15 protein-coding genes are annotated in these 17620 nt (G+C 69.1%); 8 read left to right on the top strand and 7 right to left on the bottom strand.

The annotated features are described in order from the left end of the window. The first annotated feature begins 17 nt into the window (after positions 1 to 17). The 6 genes from nagZ to C1924_RS14225 all read left to right on the top strand — a co-directional run bounded on the left by nagZ (position 18) and on the right by C1924_RS14225 (position 4584). On the top strand, positions 18 to 1025 hold the full coding sequence (nagZ, locus tag C1924_RS14250) for a beta-N-acetylhexosaminidase (protein WP_108765890.1): 1008 nt from the start codon (positions 18 to 20) through the stop codon (positions 1023 to 1025). Beyond that, the gene (locus C1924_RS14245; protein WP_108765889.1) at positions 1025 to 1579 is read left to right on the top strand and encodes a hypoxanthine-guanine phosphoribosyltransferase; all 555 of its coding nucleotides are present in this window, start codon (positions 1025 to 1027) and stop codon (positions 1577 to 1579) included. Before nagZ ends, C1924_RS14245 begins: the two co-directional genes overlap by 1 nt. A gap of 90 nt (positions 1580 to 1669) precedes the next feature. Next, positions 1670 to 2416 carry an S-methyl-5'-thioinosine phosphorylase gene (locus C1924_RS14240; RefSeq protein WP_108765888.1) on the top strand — a complete coding sequence of 249 codons (747 nt, stop codon included), beginning with the start codon at positions 1670 to 1672 and terminating at the stop codon, positions 2414 to 2416. An 86-nt stretch (positions 2417 to 2502) separates the two neighbouring features. Continuing rightward, positions 2503 to 2709, top strand: coding sequence for a cold-shock protein (locus C1924_RS14235; RefSeq protein ID WP_005410590.1), 207 nt, complete (start codon positions 2503 to 2505; stop codon positions 2707 to 2709). 159 nt (positions 2710 to 2868) lie between these two features. Then, positions 2869 to 4137 carry an NAD(P)/FAD-dependent oxidoreductase gene (locus tag C1924_RS14230; protein ID WP_108765887.1) on the top strand — a complete coding sequence of 423 codons (1269 nt, stop codon included), beginning with the start codon at positions 2869 to 2871 and terminating at the stop codon, positions 4135 to 4137. Positions 4138 to 4314: 177 nt separating this feature from the next. Then, positions 4315 to 4584: a hypothetical protein gene (locus C1924_RS14225; RefSeq protein WP_108765886.1), complete on the top strand. Its 270-nt coding sequence runs from the start codon at positions 4315 to 4317 to the stop codon at positions 4582 to 4584. 28 nt (positions 4585 to 4612) lie between these two features. Here the strand turns inward: C1924_RS14225 and pdeM are convergent, their stop codons facing one another. From pdeM to C1924_RS14205, 4 genes are read right to left on the bottom strand one after another with little or no spacing between them, the layout of a single operon-like run. Further along, on the bottom strand, positions 4613 to 5254 hold the full coding sequence (gene pdeM, locus C1924_RS14220) for a ligase-associated DNA damage response endonuclease PdeM (RefSeq protein WP_108765885.1): 642 nt from the start codon (positions 5252 to 5254) through the stop codon (positions 4613 to 4615). Beyond that, positions 5244 to 7703 carry a ligase-associated DNA damage response DEXH box helicase gene (locus C1924_RS14215; RefSeq protein ID WP_108765884.1) on the bottom strand — a complete coding sequence of 820 codons (2460 nt, stop codon included), beginning with the start codon at positions 7701 to 7703 and terminating at the stop codon, positions 5244 to 5246. Before C1924_RS14215 ends, pdeM begins: the two co-directional genes overlap by 11 nt. Continuing rightward, a complete protein-coding gene (locus C1924_RS14210; RefSeq protein ID WP_108765883.1) occupies positions 7700 to 9307 on the bottom strand; it encodes an ATP-dependent DNA ligase in 1608 nt (535 codons plus the stop codon). The genes C1924_RS14215 and C1924_RS14210 overlap by 4 nt, the downstream gene beginning before the upstream one ends. Then, positions 9304 to 10302: a ligase-associated DNA damage response exonuclease gene (locus tag C1924_RS14205; RefSeq protein WP_108765882.1), complete on the bottom strand. Its 999-nt coding sequence runs from the start codon at positions 10300 to 10302 to the stop codon at positions 9304 to 9306. Before C1924_RS14205 ends, C1924_RS14210 begins: the two co-directional genes overlap by 4 nt. A gap of 114 nt (positions 10303 to 10416) precedes the next feature. Between C1924_RS14205 and C1924_RS14200 the strand changes: the two genes are divergently transcribed. Then, the gene (locus C1924_RS14200; RefSeq protein WP_108765881.1) at positions 10417 to 12057 is read left to right on the top strand and encodes an acyl-CoA dehydrogenase family protein; all 1641 of its coding nucleotides are present in this window, start codon (positions 10417 to 10419) and stop codon (positions 12055 to 12057) included. 292 nt (positions 12058 to 12349) lie between these two features. On the opposite strand, the gene C1924_RS14195 is transcribed toward C1924_RS14200, so the two are convergent. From C1924_RS14195 to C1924_RS14185, 3 genes are all read right to left on the bottom strand, one after another. Then, complete coding sequence (locus C1924_RS14195) at positions 12350 to 12760, bottom strand: hypothetical protein (protein ID WP_108767070.1); 411 nt, start codon at positions 12758 to 12760, stop codon at positions 12350 to 12352. A 149-nt stretch (positions 12761 to 12909) separates the two neighbouring features. Continuing rightward, positions 12910 to 13251, bottom strand: coding sequence for a hypothetical protein (locus C1924_RS14190; protein WP_108750689.1), 342 nt, complete (start codon positions 13249 to 13251; stop codon positions 12910 to 12912). 122 nt (positions 13252 to 13373) lie between these two features. Then, on the bottom strand, positions 13374 to 14549 hold the full coding sequence (locus C1924_RS14185) for a thiolase family protein (RefSeq protein ID WP_108765880.1): 1176 nt from the start codon (positions 14547 to 14549) through the stop codon (positions 13374 to 13376). A gap of 182 nt (positions 14550 to 14731) precedes the next feature. Between C1924_RS14185 and C1924_RS14180 the strand changes: the two genes are divergently transcribed. After that, positions 14732 to 17587, top strand: coding sequence for an autotransporter serine protease (locus tag C1924_RS14180; RefSeq protein WP_108765879.1), 2856 nt, complete (start codon positions 14732 to 14734; stop codon positions 17585 to 17587). Positions 17588 to 17620 lie beyond the last annotated feature (33 nt).

Genomic DNA, 17620 nt, shown 5'->3' with positions numbered 1-17620 from the left:
CGTAGTGGAGATCGACCATGCTGCTGATCGGCGTTGCCGGCACTGAACTGACCGCCCAGGAACGCGACTGGCTGCAGCACGATGCCGTGGCCGGGGTGGTGCTGTTCAAGCGCAACTTCGCCTCGCGCCAGCAGGTCACCGATCTCAGCGCGGCCATCCGCGCCGCCGCGCCGCGCCCGCAGCTGATCTGCGTGGACCAGGAAGGCGGCCGTGTGCAGCGCTTCCGTGAGGGCTACAGCGATCTGCCGCCGCTGCAGGACATCGGCGCGCAGTATGCCCGCGACCCGCAGCAGGCCCTGGCCCTGGCCGAACAGCACGCCTGGCTGATGGCCAGCGAAGTGCGCGCCAGCGGCCTGGACCTCAGTTTCGCCCCGGTCGTCGACCTGGGCCGCGGCAACCGCGCCATCGGCAACCGCGCCTTCAGCGAAGATCCGCAGGTCGTGGCGGCATTCACCGCGGCGTACGTGCGTGGCATGCACGCCGTCGGCATGGCCGCCACCCTCAAGCATTTCCCCGGCCACGGCACCGTCCTGGAAGATACCCACGTCGATACCGCCATCGACCCGCGCGGGCTGGATGAGCTGCGCACGCAGGACCTGGTCCCGTTCAGCGCGGGCATCGCCGCCGGCGCCGATGCGGTGATGATGGCGCACGTCATCTACCCGCAGGTGGCAGCCGAACCGGCCGGCTATTCGCCGCGCTGGATCCAGGACATCCTGCGCGGCGAGCTCGGCTTCCGTGGCGTGGTGTTCTCCGATGACATCGGCATGGCCGCCTCGCACAGCGCCGGTGGCGTGCCGGCGCGCGTGCACGCGCACCTCGATGCCGGCTGCGACGTGGTGCTGGTCTGCCACCCCGAACTGGTCGACGAAGCCCTGCAGGCCGTGCAGGGGCGTTCCCTCAATACCGCTGCGCTGCTGGGCCTGCTGGGCCGCGGCGCGCTTGGCTGGGATGGCCTGCTGGCCGATGCCCGCCATGGCGACACCCAATCCCGTTTGCTCCACACCCTTGGAAGAACCGTCTGATGCCGAACCTCACCATTTCCCAGGCCCTGGCCCAGGCCGACCTGCTGGTCGACCGTCCCACCATCGACAAGGCCATCGCCAGCATCGCCGACGCGATCGCACGCGACTACGAGGGCGAGGTCCCGCTGTTCCTGTCCATCATGCACGGTGCGCTGCCGTTCGCCGGCCAGCTGGCGCTGGAACTGGGCGCGCGCGGCCAGGACGTGCAGTTCGATTACCTGCACGCCACCCGCTACCGCGGTGAAACCACCGGCGGCGACCTGGTGTGGAAGCACAAGCCGGCCACCGCGCTGTTCGGCCGCCGCGTGCTGCTGGTCGATGACATCCTCGACGAGGGCTACACCCTGCAGGGCGTGCGCACCTGGTGCCTGGAACAGGGCGCCACCGACGTGCGCATCGCTGCGATGACGGTGAAGAAGCACGACCGTGGCCTGCCGGACGTCAGCGCTGACTACGCCGGCATCGAACTGCCTGACCGTTATGTCTTCGGCTTCGGCATGGACGTCAACGAAACTCTGCGCTGCGTGCCGGCCATATACGCGATGAAGGAATAAGGGCGGGCCGTCCGCGGCCTGTTCCTGTCCTGTCCTGTCCCGCGCCGGCATCTTCGGGGGCCGGCGTTTGTCTCTCCTGGAGTGCATTGCATGCAACAGATTGCCCTGGCCGTGATTGGCGGCACCGGTGTCTACAACCTGGCCAAGCTTGACGACGTGCAGACGCACGAGGTCGATACCCGCTTCGGCCGTCCGTCCGGTCCGGTGCGCGTGGGCACGCTGCTGGGCAACCGCGTGGCCTTCCTGGCGCGCCACGGCGAGGGCCATTCGCTGCCGCCGCACAAGATCAACTACCGCGCCAACCTGGCCGCGCTGCAGCAGATCGGCGCGCAGCGGGTGCTGGCGCTGAACACGGTGGGCGGCATCGGTGACGACTTCGGGCCGCGCGTGCTGGCCTGCCCGGACCAGATCATCGATTACACCTGGGGCCGGATCAGCACTCTCTGCGAAGAAGAGGGCACCGACGTGCTGCACGTGGACTTCGGCCACCCCTACACCCCGCTGCTGCGCAGCAAGATCCTGGCGGCGGCGAAGGTGACCGGCGTGAAGGTGCACGATGGCGGCTGCTATGGCGCCACCCAGGGGCCGCGGCTGGAAACCATCGCCGAAATCGCCCGCATGCGCCGTGACGGCTGCGACCTGGTGGGTATGACCGGCATGCCGGAAGCCGCGCTGGCACGGGAGCTGGGGCTGGATTATGCGTGCCTGGCGATCGTGGCGAACTGGGCCGCCGGCTGCGGCGACGGTGAAGAGATCACCATGGCCGAAGTGCTGGCCAATGTGCAGGCCGCCAGCAATGGACTTCCGGAACTGGTAGGCGAATTGGCGCGGGGGTGATTGTCATCCTCGGGCAAGCTTTGCATACTCAGCCGGTACGCGGGTTCAGCGTACACCACCCATTCATTGCAAAGGTCTCGCATTTCATGCCGAACGGTACCGTCAAGTGGTTCAACGACGCCAAGGGATTTGGCTTCATCTCGCCGGAGGATGGCAGCGCCGACGTGTTCGCGCACTTCTCCGCCATCAACTCCAAGGGCTTCCGCAGCCTGCAGGAAGGCCAGCGTGTCACCTATGACGTGACCCAGGGCCCGAAGGGTGCGCAGGCGTCGAACATCACGCCGGCCGAGTGATCCACTCGACAGTGCGTTGAAAACCCCGCTTCGGCGGGGTTTTTTTTGCCCGGCCCATCGGCGTGCGGGCACTCCGGCGGCCGGTAGATCCACGCCATGCGTGGATGCCGGGTACGGGCGCGGTCTCCATCCGCAATCCGCCTCGGGCACAATGCAGGCATGAAGGAACGACTGCGCATCGCCGTGATCGGCTACGGCACCGCCGGCCAGGCATTGGCCATCCTGCTCACCCGCGATGGGCATGAGGTGGAGATCTTTGAACGGGTGCCGACGCCCGGGCCGGTAGGCGCCGGCTTCCTGCTGCAGCCCAGTGGCCTGCAGGTGTTGTGGCAGATGGGCCTGCTGGACCAGGTGCGCGCGCATGCGGCACCGGTGCACCGGCTGTATGGCGACACGCCGTGCGAACGGGCGGTGATGGACATGGGCTATGCCGGGCTGGACGCGCGCCTGCATGGCCTGGGCATGCAGCGCGGGGCGCTGTTCTCACTTTTGGACCAGGCCCGCGGCGGCGCCGGCCAGCTGCATGCCGGCACCGGTATCGTCGCGGTGGATGCCGAGCAGGGCCGCCTGCGCGACAGCGAGGGGCGCGCACATGGGCCGTTCGATCTGGTGGTGGCGGCCGATGGTGCGGCGTCCACGCTGCGCGGCGGCATCGAGCAGGGCATCGCGCTGGATCGCGTCTATCCGTGGGGAGCGCTGTGGTGCCTGCTGCCCGCAGACGACTGGCCGCACGTGAATGAACTGCGCCAGCGCTATGTGGCTGCGCGCAGGATGATCGGGCTGCTGCCGGTCGGCACCCGTCCGGGCGACAGCACGCCACGATTGAGTTTCTTCTGGAGCCTGCCGCGCGCCGATTTCGACCGCTGGCAGCACGATGGCATGGCGCCATGGCTGGACGAGCTGCATGCCCTGTGGCCGCAGGCCAGTGCGCGCTTCGCTCACCTGCAGGACGCCGGCCAGCTGGCCCGCGCCGTTTACCGCGATGCGGTGATGAAGCGTTGGCACCAGGGCCGCCTGGTGCTGGCCGGCGATGCCGCCCATGCCATGAGCCCGCAGCTGGGGCAGGGCGTCAACATGGCCCTGCTCGATGCGCTGGCCCTGCGCGATGCACTACGCACGCACGGCGCGGGCGACGCCGCACTGCAGGCCTACCAGGCCGCTCGGCGCGCGCACGTGGCGGTCTACCAGCGCTGGAGCCGCTGGCTGACGCCGCTGTTCCAGTCCGAGCGGGATGCGTGGGCCAAGGCGCGCGATGTACTGCTGGGGCCGATGGGGCGCATGCCCGGTGGCCGCGGCCATATGCTGCGCGTGCTCAGCGGCACCCAGCACGGCTGGTTCGGTGCGATGGCGCTGGATCCGGCCTTCATCGACGCGCTGTCGCAGGCCCCGGCACGCTTGGCGCCCCGCCCGGTTGCCCTGCGCGCGTGAGCCACGCCGTCACGGCAATTAACAAACATCTCACTGCGGATGTGCGAGAAGAAGGGAGCACGCCATTGGCGCGTCGCCCGTTTTCCTTTCCGTGATCGAACATCGCGCGTGGCCGGGCGACGGCGCTGTCGCGGCCTGTTGCGGCCTGGATGTGCCGCTGTATTCGAGGAGGATGCCATGTTGTTCGCGGTCGATGAGCTGGAATCGGAAATCTGCAAACTGAGGGGCCTGCTGCAGATGCTGCACGAGGACCAGCCCGACGTCCTGGAAGATGTATTCGAGTTCCATGTGGGCAGCCTGATCAGCCATTCGGCGCCGGCGCACCACGCACGCATCCGTACCTGCGCACGGGAAATGCTGCTGGCCATCCAGGCCTTGCCCCGCCGCAGCAACGACAGCGGCGCTGATTTCCGGGTGATGCCGGAACTGCTCGCGCGACCGGCCTGATCGCGGCGCGGGTCCGCCCGCGCGCTGTTCAACGCACGGGCAGCGCAACCAGTTGGTTTTCCACGCAGGCGATCCATTGTTCGCCGCGCCGCCGCGGTGGCACCACGCCGGCAGTGAAGGCCGAGAAGGCCGGCAGTACGGTCTGCGCCTCGCGCAGCCAGAACGCAGGAAAGCGTCGCCGCAAGGCGGGCAGGGCGACCTGTGGATGGATGTGGCCGGCGATCACGTGCGCGTGCGCGTCCTGCCGCGGCTCGTGACAGAGCAGGAACGGGCCCAACCGCAGGTCATCATGGATCTGCACCTGCAGTGCCGCCTGTGGCAGTTGCCGATCATGGTTGCCGCGGATCACGTGCACCTCCAGTGCGGCGTGCTGCTCGCGCCAGCCCAGCCATTGCCGATGCCACGCGGCGCGATGCGCCGGCCCGTGCAGGATGTCGCCCAGGATCCAAAGTTCGCGGCAGGCCTGCTGATGCACCAGCGCCTGCAGGCGCTGCAGATCGTCTCCGGTGCCGCCGCTGGGCAGGGCGATGCCGGCGCGGCGGAACACGTCGGCCTTGCCCAGGTGCAGGTCGGCGATCAGCAGTGCCTGCCGTGCCGGCCACGACAACGCACGCGCGCCGAGCAGGCTCACCGGTTCGCCGGCAATCAGCATTGGCAGCTCAGTGGCCATGGCGGTGCTCCAGCTGCTGCGCTGCGCGCTGCACGCGGGTACGCCAGTCCTCGTTGCTGAACTGCCCGCGCAGGCGCTCGGCCCACAGTGGAAAGCCCAGCGGAGTCAGTGTCGGCGGCCGCTGCAGTGATACCGACTGCGTGGCGATGCGCTGCAGGGCCTGCTGCAGGCCGGGAAGGTCGAGCGCATCGGTGAGGACTTCCTGCTCGGCCTGGGCCAGCAGCAGGTGGCCGGGGTCATGTTCACGCAGCACGTCGTACAGCAGGCCGGCCGAGGCCTGCAGCTGGCGCAGTGAACGCGGCATGCCGCCGGGCAGGCTCGGCACCAGCAGCCCGGCCACCCGGGCGATGCCGCGGAACTGGCGTCGCGCCAGCTCGCCCAGATTCACCGCCGCGCGCAGATCGTCCAGAAGGTCGGCCGGGTCGAACAACGTCTGCCAGGCTGCCGCGTCCAGCGTGATGGCTTCGGCCGGCGCCAGGACCAGGCCGTGATCGTTCACGGCATAGCCGATGCTGTTGCGCTGCAGGCGCGTGCAGCGCAGCGACAGCAGCGCCGCCAGCGCCTCGTGCACGTGGCGGCCGGCGAAGGGATAGACGAACAGGAACTGTCCTTCGCGCCGCCGCACATCTTCCAGCAGCAGCCGCGATGGGGCAGGACGTTCCGAGAGGGCTTCCTGCAGGCCCAGCAGCGGCGCCAGCCAGCGCGCCTCGGCGCTGTTGTCCGCGCCGGACAGCACCGCTTCCAGTTCGCGGCCCAGCGCCATGGACAGCGGCAGCTGGCCGCCCTGCCAGCGCGGCACCACGCCGTTGCCGCTGCCGCGCGCCAGCCGCACGTAGGCGGTCATGTCGCGCAGCTGCACCAGTTCCAGCAGGCGGCCGGCGAACTGGAAGCGATCGCCGCGGCGCAGGCGGCTGGCGAACTGTTCTTCCACCGCGCCCAGGCCACCGCCGCGCAGAAACTGCACGCGCACGCTGCCATCGCTGCTGATGGTGCCGATGGACAGGCGGTGGCGCAGCGCCTGGCGGCGGTCATGCATGCGGTACTGGCCATCGTCGTCCAGCACGACCTTGTGGTACTCGGGGTACTGCGCCAAAGCGCGGCCACCCTGCACGATGAACGCGAGCACGTCCTGCCACTGCGTGTCCTGCAGCTCGGCGAACGCATGCGTGCGCCGCACCTGCGCGAGCAGTGCATCGGCCTGGAAGCCGCCGGCCAGCGCACGGCTGACCGCGTGCTGGGCCAGCACGTCCAGTGACAGCGTGGGCGGCGTGCGCGGTTCGGTGATGCCTTCGCGCAGGGCGCGCCGCACGGCGGCGTACTCGGCCAGCTCCAGGGCATGGGTGGGCACGCACAGCACGCTGCCGCTTGCCCCGGGCCGATGTCGCGCGCGCCCCGCACGCTGGCGCAGGCGCGCCACGCCCTTCGGGCTGCCCAGCTGCAGCACCTGGTCCACTTCGGGGAAGTCCACGCCGAGGTCGAGGCTGGAGGTGGCCACCACGCAGCGCAGCGTGCCCGCGCGCAGGCCGTCTTCCACCTGCTGGCGCAGGCCCGCGTCGAGCGAGCCGTGGTGCAGGGCCAGCGTCTGCGCATCTTCCGGCCAGACCGCCGCCAGCGCCTGGTGCCACAGCTCGGCCTGCGCCCGCGTGTTGGTGAACAGCAGCGTGCTGCGCGCCGCCATCAGCGCATCCAGCACGCGCGGCAACTGGCCCAGGCCGAGGTGGCCTGCCCACGGGAAGCGCTCGCCGCTGGCGGGCAGCAGGCTGCTGATTGCCACGGGCCGTTGTCGTGCGCCTTCCACCTGCACTGCCTCGGGCCTGCCGGGCAGCAGCACGTCGCGCGCCTGCTGCAGGTTGCCCAGCGTGGCGGACAGCCCCCACAGCTGCAGCGCAGGCGCCGCATCGCGCAGCAGCGCCAGGTTCAACTGCAGCAGCACGCCGCGCTTGTTGCCCATCAGTTCGTGCCATTCGTCCACCACCACGCAGCGCAGCTGGCGCATGCGCTGCAGCGTGTCGGGGTAGCTCAGCAGCAGCGCCAGCGATTCGGGCGTGGTCACCAGCACATCGATACGTCCTTCGCGGGCGAGGCGGCGGTCGCGGCTGCTGGCATCGCCACTGCGCAGGCCCACCTTCCAGCCCAGCCCCAGGCCCTCGATGGGCGCCTGCAGGGCGCGTGCGGTGTCGCTGGCCAGCGCCCGCAGCGGCGTCACCCACAGCACCTGCAGGGGCCGCACTGCGTTTGCCCGCGGCGGCGCGGGCAATGGATCGATCATCGCCTGCAGCAGCGGACCGCCGAACATCGCCAGGGTCTTGCCGCTGCCGGTCGGGGTGTGCAGCAGGCCGGACGCACCGGCCAGATAGTGCCGCCACATTGCACGCTGGAACGGCAGGGGTTTCCAACCGCGGCTGCCGAACCAGGCCTGCAGCCGCTGCAGCGCATCGCTTCGCTTCATCGTGCCAGGGCCTGCAGCGTCGACAGCTCGTCGGCCTCACGGGCCGGCTTGTCCTGGCGCCAGCGCAGGATGCGCGGGAAGCGCACCGCAATACCGGATTTGTGTCGCGCGCTGCGGTTGACTGCCTCGAAGCCGAGCTCGAACACCTGTTCGCCGCGCACGCTGCGCACCGGTCCGAAGCGTTCGCGGGTATTGGCGCGGATCCAGCGGTCCAGCGCGAGGATCTCCTTGTCGTCCAGCCCGGAATACGCCTTGGCCACCGGCACCAGCGTGTCGCCATCCCAGACGCCAAAGGTGTAATCGGTGTACAGCGTGCTGCGCCGGCCATGGCCGGCCTGCGCATACAACAGCACGGCGTCGATCGTGAGCGGGTCGACCTTCCATTTCCACCAGTCGCCGCGGCGGCGCCCCGCCTGGTAGATCGACTCACGGCGCTTGAGCATCAGCCCTTCCACGCCACGCTCGCGCGCCGCTTCGCGCAGCTGCGCGGCGTGCGTCCAGTCGTCGGCATGCACGTCCGGCGACAGTTGGATGCGCACATCGCCCAGCGCACCGATCAGTTCGGCCAACTGCGCGCGCCGCTGCTGCAGGGGCTGTTCGCGCAGGTCCTGGCCATCGCGTTCCAGCAGATCGTAGGCCAGTACGCGCACCGGCGTGTTGCGCAGCGTTGCCGCACCGGGCTTGCGGCGCTGGATGCGCGTCTGCAGTGCAGTGAACGCACGTGGCAGGTCATCGGCTTCATCCCAGGCCAGCAGTTCGCCATCGATCACGCAGCCGTCGGGCAGCGCCGCGGCCGCCTGTTCAATCTCGGGAAAGCGGCCATCCAGGCGCTCTTCGCCACGCGACCACAGCGCCACTTCGCCCTGGCGGCGCAGCAGCTGCAGGCGGATGCCATCCCACTTCCATTCCAGCAGCCAGTCTTCGATCGCGCCCAGGCGCTCGCCCGGCTCGCCTTCCAGTGGCGAAGCGAGGAAGAACGGATAGGGCTGCTGGCGGTCCAGCGGCAGTTCCTGCGGTGACAGCAGCTGCGCCAGCAGGCCGGGCGAGGGCACCCATTCGCCCAGCATGCGCTGGGCGATGCGGGCGATGTCCAGCCCAGACCATTCGGCCAGTGCCTGTTGCACCAGCCGCTGCGATACGCCCACGCGCAGCGCGCCGGTCAGCAGTTTGTTGAACACCAGGCGCTGGCTGGCCGGCAGTTGCCGCCAGCCGCTGACCACGGCAGCGCGGCGCACATCCTCGGGCTGGTTGGCGACGGCCAGCAGGTGCTGCTCGATCCATTCGGCCAGCGGACGGTCGGGCGCGGGCTGCGCCGGATCATCCAGCAGCAGGGTCAGCGTTTCGGCCAGGTCACCCACCTGCGCGTAGCTGTCCTCGACCAGCCACGCGGGCAGTCCGGATTCCTCGCTCACCCATGCGCGCAGTTCGCCACTGGCGGCGATCTTCCGGCGCGCGCCACCGACCTTGCCGCCACTGAGCAGGTACAGCGCCCACGCAGCATCGTGCGCGTCCGCGTGGGCGAAGTAGTCGACCAGGGCCGCACGCTTGTCCAGGGTGGCGGTGCTGCGGTCCAGCCGCTGGTACAGCGCGGCGAAGGCCTTCATTCCTCGCTCCCGAAATCGGTGCGGAAGGCTTCGGCGGCCACGCCACGTTCGCGCAGGAAGGGAATCAGCGCATCGGTGTTGCCATGGGTGGCGATCACCCGCGTCGCGCCGGTCTGTTCGATGGTCTGCAGCAGCGCGGGCCAGTCGGCGTGGTCGGACACGACGAAGCCACGGTCGACATTGCGGCGGCGGCGGTTGCCGCGCAGCTGCATCCAGCCCGAGGCGAAACCGAGCTGGTGGCGGCCGAAGCGGCGCAGCCAGGGCGTGCCGGCGGCCGACGGCGGGGCGATGATGAGCGTGCCCGCTGCGTCCGGCTGACGGCCCTGTTCGGCCACGGTCAGCGTCTCCAGCATTGGGATGCCTGCTTCGCGGTACACCGCCACGCCGTTGGCCACCGCACCGTGCAGCCAGGCGGGGGTGTCATCCACGGCCAGCAGTTCGCCCAGCACCCGCTGTGCCTTGCCCAGCGAATAGCAGAGCAGCACGGCGGCTTCTCCGCGCTGCGCGCATTCCTTCCGCCAGGCCACGATCTCCGCCGCCACGGCTGCCGTGTCGGGCCAGCGGTAGATGGGCAGGGCAAACGTCGCCTCAGTGATGAAGGTATCGCAGGGCACCACCTCGAACGGCGCACAGGTCGGGTCGGGCTGGCGCTTGTAGTCGCCCGATGCCACCCAGACCTGGCGGCCATCGTCGATGCGTACCTGCGACGATCCCAGTACGTGGCCGGCCGGATGCAGCGAGATCTGCACCTGGCCGAGGGTGAACGGCTGGCCTTCGGCGTGCACCTGCAGCGGCACGTCACCCAGCCGCCAGCGCAGGATCGGCGCGCTGCCGGGGCTGCAGTGGTATTCGCCCATGCCAGGACGCGCATGGTCGCCATGGCCATGGGTGATGACCGCGCGCGGCACCGGCCGCCACGGATCGATGTGGAAATCGCCCGCAGGGCAATACAGCCCTTCCGGGCGAAGCACCACCAGATCGTCGTTGACTGCCATGCCTGAACTGTGGCGCGGAGGTCGTGCACAGGGTGAGAACCGGCCTGAACACGGGGTTGCCGGACGATGCTGCACAATCGGCGCGCAGCCCTCTCGCCGGCAAGGATGGAACCGATGAACGGACCGAGTTTCAGCAGCAGCACGCCCTTTGAAACCCATGTGGTGTTGAACCAGCCGCCGCCGTTTGCGGGCCGCCAACTGTGGACCGACGACGTGGCGCTGGCCGAAGCCGTGCAGCGCGAGGGCGGGGCGGCATTCGTGCCGCGGCTGGTGGTGTATGGCGCGCTTGCGGGCAACCAGCTCTATCAACTCGGCTTCGATGCCAACCGTGACCGGCCACGGCTGCGCACGCACGATGCGCAGGGCCATCGCATTGATACGGTGGAATTCCATCCGGCGTACCACCAGCTGATGCACGCCGCCAAGCAGCATGGCGTGTCGGGTCTGTCATGGCATGAGCCGCAACCCGGCGCGCATGTGGCGCGGGCCGCCCTGAGCTATCTGCACCACCAGGCGGAGGCGGGCACCAGCTGTCCGCTGACGATGACCCATGCCGCGGTGGCGGTGCTGCAGGGACACCCGCACCTGGCCGAATGGGCACGCAAGGCCGCCGCCCCCATCTACGACGCGCGCGACGTGCCGGTGGCCGACAAGGCCGGCATCACCCTGGGCATGGGCATGACCGAGAAGCAGGGCGGTTCGGACGTGCGCGCCAACAGCACCCGTGCCGAGCCCATCGACGGTGAGCGCTATCGCCTGGTGGGTCACAAGTGGTTCTTCTCCGCGCCGATGTCCGATGGCTTTCTGGTGCTGGCGCAGGCGCCCGCTGGCTTGACCTGCCTGCTGATGCCGCGGCGGCTGGCCGATGGTGATCGCAATGCCTTCCACCTGATGCGCCTGAAGGACAAGCTGGGTGACTGGTCCAATGCCTCCAGCGAAGTCGAGTTCTGCGGCGCGCAGGCCTGGCGCGTGGGCGAGGAGGGCAGGGGCGTGGCCACCATCATCGGCATGGTGATGATGACGCGGCTGGACTGCATGCTCGGCGCGGCTGCGGAAATGCGCATGGCCCTGGCGCAGGCGCTGCACCATGCACGGCACCGGCGGACCTTCGGCAAGCCGTTGGTGGAGCATGCGCTGATGGGCAATGTACTGGCCGACCTGGCGCTGGAATCGGAAGCGGCCACGGTGTTGGCGATGCGCATCGCGCGCGCGGTCGACCGCGCCGGCAGCGATCCGCAGGAAGCGGCATTGGCGCGGCTGGGCACGGCGTTGGGCAAGTACTGGGTCTGCAAGCGCGCAGCGGCCTTCGTCAATGAGGCGCAGGAATGCCTGGGCGGTGCTGGTTATGTGGAAGAATCGATGCTGCCGCGGCTGTACCGGCAGGCGCCGTTGAATTCGATCTGGGAAGGCAGCGGCAACGTGCAGTGCCTGGATGTGCTGCGGGCGATGGGCCGCGAGCCGGACGCGCTGCGGGCGCTGCGTGCGGAGCTGGAGGCGGTGGCCGATCACGACACGCGTTACGCGGATGCCCTGCAGCGCTGGGCTTCGGCACCGGCCCCGGATGAATCACAGGCGCGGTTGTTCTGCGAGCGCACGGTGCTGTTGTTGCAGGCGGCCTTGCTGTTGCGGGCGCGCAGCCCGATGGCCGGGGTGTTCGTGCGCAGCCGGTTGCAGGGCGAGCATGGCCTGGTGTTCGGGACGCTGCCGGCGGGGGTGGATGTGGGGGCGATGATGGCGCGCGCGCTGCCGCAGTAGGCGGCCAACGGCGGAGCCCCTCGCGGTGGTCCCTGCATCGTGAGCGGGCCGCGCGGGTGGGCTGCGCAGGGGACGCCGTAAATACGTCCTTGTAGGCTCGGGCGCGCCATCCATGGCGCTTACGCCCCTGCGCAACCCACCCGCGCGGCCTCGGACGGTTTTCCGTGCGCGTCCACCGCGGAATCAACAGAAAAAGCAGAAGGCAGAAGCAGAAAAGCCGCGGCCATGCCGCGGCTTTTGTGTAGAGCCAAGCCCATGCTCGGCTACGGGTAGCGCCGAGCGCTGTGGCGCTTCAGTGCTTGGCTTCTTCCTTGGCGGCGTTGGCCTTGGCGTCGTCGGCGACATCGCGGGCCTTGTCGGCGACTTTCTGCGCGGCCGTGGCGGTGGCGTCGCTGGCGTGGGCGGCGGCATCGGTGGCGGCGACCTTGGCCTGCTCTGCGGCGTTCGCGGTGGCGTCGGCGGCATTGTCCAGCGCCTGCTGGGTGTCAGCGGCAGCGTGCTCGGACGCTTCAGCGGTCCTGTCAGCGGCGTCGCGGGTCGCGGCTGCGGCCTTGTCCACCGCTTCGCGCGCGGCGGCGCCAGCGCTGTCTGCGGCCTGGGCGGCGTCCTGCTTTGCCTGTTCGGCCTCGGGGCCCTTGCAGGCAGCCAAGGCAAGCAGCAGGGAGGCGGCCAGCAGGGAGGTGGTCAGCGGACGGGTCTTCATGGCGGTCTCCAAGGCTGCAATGGATGGGGACGCCAGCCTATTCATGCCGTCGTGAAGGCCCGGTGGTGGTGCGGTGGCAGGGCATCGGGCAAAGAAAAAGCCGCTGGCGAACCAGCGGCTTTTCCAGAACAGCGTGAAGAAAGAAGTTATTACTTCTTGGCTTCTTCAGCAGCGTCCTTGGCCTGCTCGGCGGTGGCTTCACCGGCCTTGGCAGCGTCGGCAGCAGCGCCGGCAGCAGCGTCGGTGGCAGCAGCGCCAGCCTGGGCAGCAGCGTCGGTCGAAGCGTCGGCAGCGGTGGCGGCGGTGTCAGCGGCCTGCTGGGCAGCGTCGGCGGTCTGGGCGCCAGCAGCGGCGGCCTGGTCGGCAGCAGCCTGGGCTTCGGTGGCGGCTTCGTTGGCCGAAGCAGCGGCGTCCTGGGCAGCTTCCTGCTTCGAGCAGGCGGCCAGGGCCAGGGCCAGGGACATAGCGACCAGCAGCTTGTTGATGCTCATTGTGTGAATCCTCGTCGTTGAATTAGGCAACGCGCAACTGCGCGCCGACAACATGATGACAAGCCAAGATTGGCTGTCAAGCGATCCCGCATTCATTTTTGCGAAATCAGCGTTAATTCCTTTCAGATCAATTCGATGGCGATGGCCGTTGCTTCGCCGCCACCGATGCAGAGCGTGGCAATGCCGCGCTTGCCGCCGTGCGTGCGCAATGCGTTGACCAGGGTCACCACCAGACGCGCGCCGGAGGCACCGATGGGATGGCCCAGTGCGCAGGCACCGCCATTCACGTTGACACGTTCGTGCGGAATGCCCAGTTCACGCATCGGCGCCATGGCGACCACCGCGAAGGCCTCGTTGATCTCGAACAGGTCCACCTGGTCCAGGGTCCAGCCGGTTTTTTCCAGCAGTGCGTGGATCGCACCGATCGGTGCAGTGGTGAACCACTCCGGCTCCTGCGAATGGGTGGCATGGCCGACAATGCGGGCCAGCGGGGTGATGCCGCGCGCCGCTGCATCGTCTTCGCCCAGCAAAACCACTGCGGCAGCGCCGTCGGAAATGCTGGACGAACTGGCGGCGGTGACACTGCCGTCCTTCTTGAAGGCCGGGCGCAGGGTCGGGATCTTGGCGATGTCCGAGCGGCCGGGCTGCTCGTCGCTGGCGAACTCGACCTCACCCTTGCGGGTGGCCACCTTCACCGCAACGATCTCATCGGCGAACGCGCCGTTGGCCTGCGCGGCCTGCGCACGCCGCACCGATTCGATGGCGTAGGCGTCCTGTTCCTCGCGGGTGAACTGGTACTTGTCCACCGCGCATTCGGCGAACTCACCCATGGCCTTGCCGTCGTAGGCATTGACCAGGCCATCGTGGGCCATGTGGTCCACCGCCTGGAAGTTGCCGAAACGGTTGCCGGTGCGCGAATTGGGCAGCATGTGCGGGGCGTTGGACATCGATTCCATGCCGCCCGCCACCACCACCTTGGCCGAACCGGCCTTGATCAGGTCATGGCCGAGCATGATGGTCTTCATGCCCGAGCCGCACACCTTGTTCAGCGTGGTGGCACCGACCGACAGCGGGATGCCGGCCGTGATGGCGGCCTGGCGGGCCGGCGCCTGGCCCAGGTTGGCCGGCAGCACGCAGCCCATCAGGACCTCGGAAACGTCGCTGGCCGGAACACCGGACTGCTCAAGGGCGGCGGCGATGGCGGCCGCGCCGAGGGTCGGGGTGGGCACGCCGTTGAACTGGCCGAGGAAGGAGCCGATGGCGGTGCGCTTGGCGGCGGCGATGACGATGTTGGACATGGCAATCTCGTTGATGCGTAAGCAATGTTCGGAAAGGAGACGGCGGCTGTTGGAAGCAACGCTGTTTCCCGGCAGACTGCGTGGGGGTCGGCCCAAGTATAGAGGGTCGGCGACGGCTGCCGCTGGGCAGCCCTTGATGCCTGCAGGGACGATGGCAGGCCAACGTTCATGGGAAGGAATCGATGGAACGCAAGACGATGGGAAGGTCGATCCTGGGATCGGCACTGGCAATCGCGTTGACGGCATGTGGCGGCGGGGGCGGCGGCAACAACGTGCGCGTCGATCCTCCTCCCACGACGCCTCCCACCACGCCTCCGCCCACGACGCCTCCTCCGACCACCCCGACCCAGCCGGTCGAGCCGGCCATCAACGCGCACCTGGCCATCACCCAGGCCGATGCGGCACGCAGTGCCGGGCTGGACGGCAGCGGCGTGCGCATCGGCATCGTCGATTCGGGCGTGCAGCGCAACCATCCCACCCTGAGCGGGCGGGTCGTGGCCAGCTACAGCTACGTCGATCCGCGCAGCAACAACCTCAACAACGACGACGTGGTCGGCCATGGCACCGCCGTTGCCGAACTGGCGGCGGGCAAGGCGTTCGGTTCGTGGCCGGGCGGCATCGCGCCGAATGCGCAGATCGTCTCGGCGCGGATCATTTCCGATACGCGGCCCACCGACGACGGATCGGGCAACGGCAACGAGGTGGATGGCGCACTGGGCCTGGCAGGGGTGCATCAGGACCTGATCAACCAGGGCGTGAAGATCATGAACAACTCGTGGGGCGGGTTGTACTGGACCAATGCCGCAGCCACTGCACCCATCGCGGCCGAGTATCGCCCCTTCATCATCAACAACAACGGCCTGGTGGTGTTCGCCACCGGCAATGAGTCCAGGGCCGATCCCTCGGACATGGCGGCGCTGCCCAGCCAGGCGGGCGTGGGCAACACGCGGCCGGCGGCCGATCTGGAGCGCGGCTGGCTGGCGGTGACTGCCGTCGATTCCACCGACCCCAGCAAGCTGGCCGGCTACGCCAATGCCTGCGGCGTGGCGGCCAGCTACTGCCTGGCCGCGCCGGGCGCGGCGATTTTCGTCAACCCGCAGTACCCGACCGGCGCCACGCTGCTGTGGAACTACGGCACCTCGTTCGCCGCGCCGCTGGTGTCCGGCGCCGCTGCGCTGGTCTGGCAGAAGTACCCGTATTTCAGCAACGATCTGGTCCGCCAGACCCTGCTGGGCACTGCCACCGACCTCGGTGCGCCCGGCGTGGACAGCACCTTCGGCTACGGCCTGTTGAACATCGCCAAGGCCATCAATGGCCCGGCGAAGTTCGACTGGGGCAACGCCACGGTCAACGTCCCGCAGACCGGTCTGGATTCGGTCTGGAGCAACGACATCAGCGGCAGCGGCGGCCTGGTCAAGCAGGGCGTCGGCTCGCTGGGGCTGTCGGGCACCAATACCTACACCGGCGAGACCCGCATCGAGCAGGGCACGCTGGCGCTGCGTGATGGCGCATCGCTCACCTCCAACGTGGTCGTCGTGCCGCAGATCGGCGTTCCGGATGGGGCTGCGCTGCAGTTCATGACCGGCACCAGCCGGATCAAGGGCAACGTGGACAACGGCGCCAGCGTCATCCTGCGCAACGCCAACACCCAGGCCACCATCGACGGCAACTACCTGCATCGTGCCGGCGCGCGGCTGAGCATTTCGCTGGGCTCCAACCCGCTGGAGATCACCGGCACGGCCACCCTGCAGGGCGGTGATGTGCACGTGGCCAGCATCGTCAGCGGCTACGTGGCGGCCGATGGCCGCACCCAGACCGTGCTGCATGCCGGACAGGGCGTCACCGGCACGTTCGATGGGGTCAGCAACAGCCTGCCGCAGGGAACCCTGCTGCAGAGTTCGTTGCGCTACGGCAGTGACAACGTCGTGCTGGTCACCGACCGCATCAACGTCACCCAGGCCGCCAGCCTGGCCCGTGCGTCCGGCGCTGCGCTGGCGTCGGCCCTGCGGGTGGAGGCCGCGTTTGAACGCCTTGATGTCGGCGTGGGTACGTCCTCTTTCGCCAACGGTGCGGCCGCGCTGCAGCGGGTGGAAGGCAACCAGGCCCTGCAGGACAGTCTCGACAGCCTGTCCGGCAAGGCACATGCGCTGGCCGCCGCGGCCACCTTCGACAGCATCGACCTGGGACGGCGCGCATTGTCGGCGCGCTTCGGCCAGGTGCAGGCCGCACCGCGCCTGGGCGGTGCCTGGCAGAACGCGCTGGGTGATGCCGGCCGGGGCAGCTTCTCGGCCAGCGGCACCGACACCCGTGGCTGGATGATGGGGCAGGACGTGGCCACCGGCGGCAACGGCGTGCTCGGCTTCGCCTTCGGTGAACTGCGCAGCTACAGCAACAGCAGCTGGGGCGGCGACCGCGGGCGTGACCGCCAATCGCAGGCGCAGCTGTACGCCGGCTGGAGCAGCGGCGGCGCCTATGTGCTGGGGCAGGTCGGTGCTGGCCAGTTCACCCGCCAGATCGACCGCCAGCTGCTGCTGGGCGCCGGGCAGTACGGTGTGAATGCGCGCTACGGCGGCAGCTTTGCCATGGCCAGCATGGAGACCGGTTACCGCTTCGGTTCGGCCAGCGCCGCGCTGACGCCCTACATGGGCGTCGACCATGCACGCGTGGACAGCGATCGCTTCAGTGAACAGGGCGGGCTTGGCTTCGGCCTGCGCACGCAGGGTGGCATCAGCAGCCGCAGCCAGGCATTGGCCGGCGTGCGCGCTGAACGCCAGTGGCGGGGCTGGTCACTGCGCGGGTATGCCGAATGGCAGCAGTTGCTGTCCAGCCACGGCCTGGACGCGGATGCCAGCTTCGTCGGCGTCGATGCGTGGGCGCCGATGGCCGGCCTGCAGCCGACCCGTTCCGGCGGCCTGTTCGGCGTGTCGGTGGAATCGTGGTTGAGCCGTAACACCCGGTTGGCGTTCGGCTACGACCAGCGCTTCGGCCCGCGCGGCGATCTGCGGCAGGTGGCACTGCGCTACAGCGCCGCCTTCTGATCGGTAGTGCCGGCCGCTGGCCGGCAGAGAAGG

This window comes from Stenotrophomonas sp. ESTM1D_MKCIP4_1, assembly GCF_003086895.1.
Taxonomy (GTDB): Bacteria; Pseudomonadota; Gammaproteobacteria; order Xanthomonadales; family Xanthomonadaceae; genus Stenotrophomonas.
The sequence above is the reverse complement of the archived record's forward strand: the minus strand, read 5'-3'. Positions and strand labels throughout refer to the sequence as shown.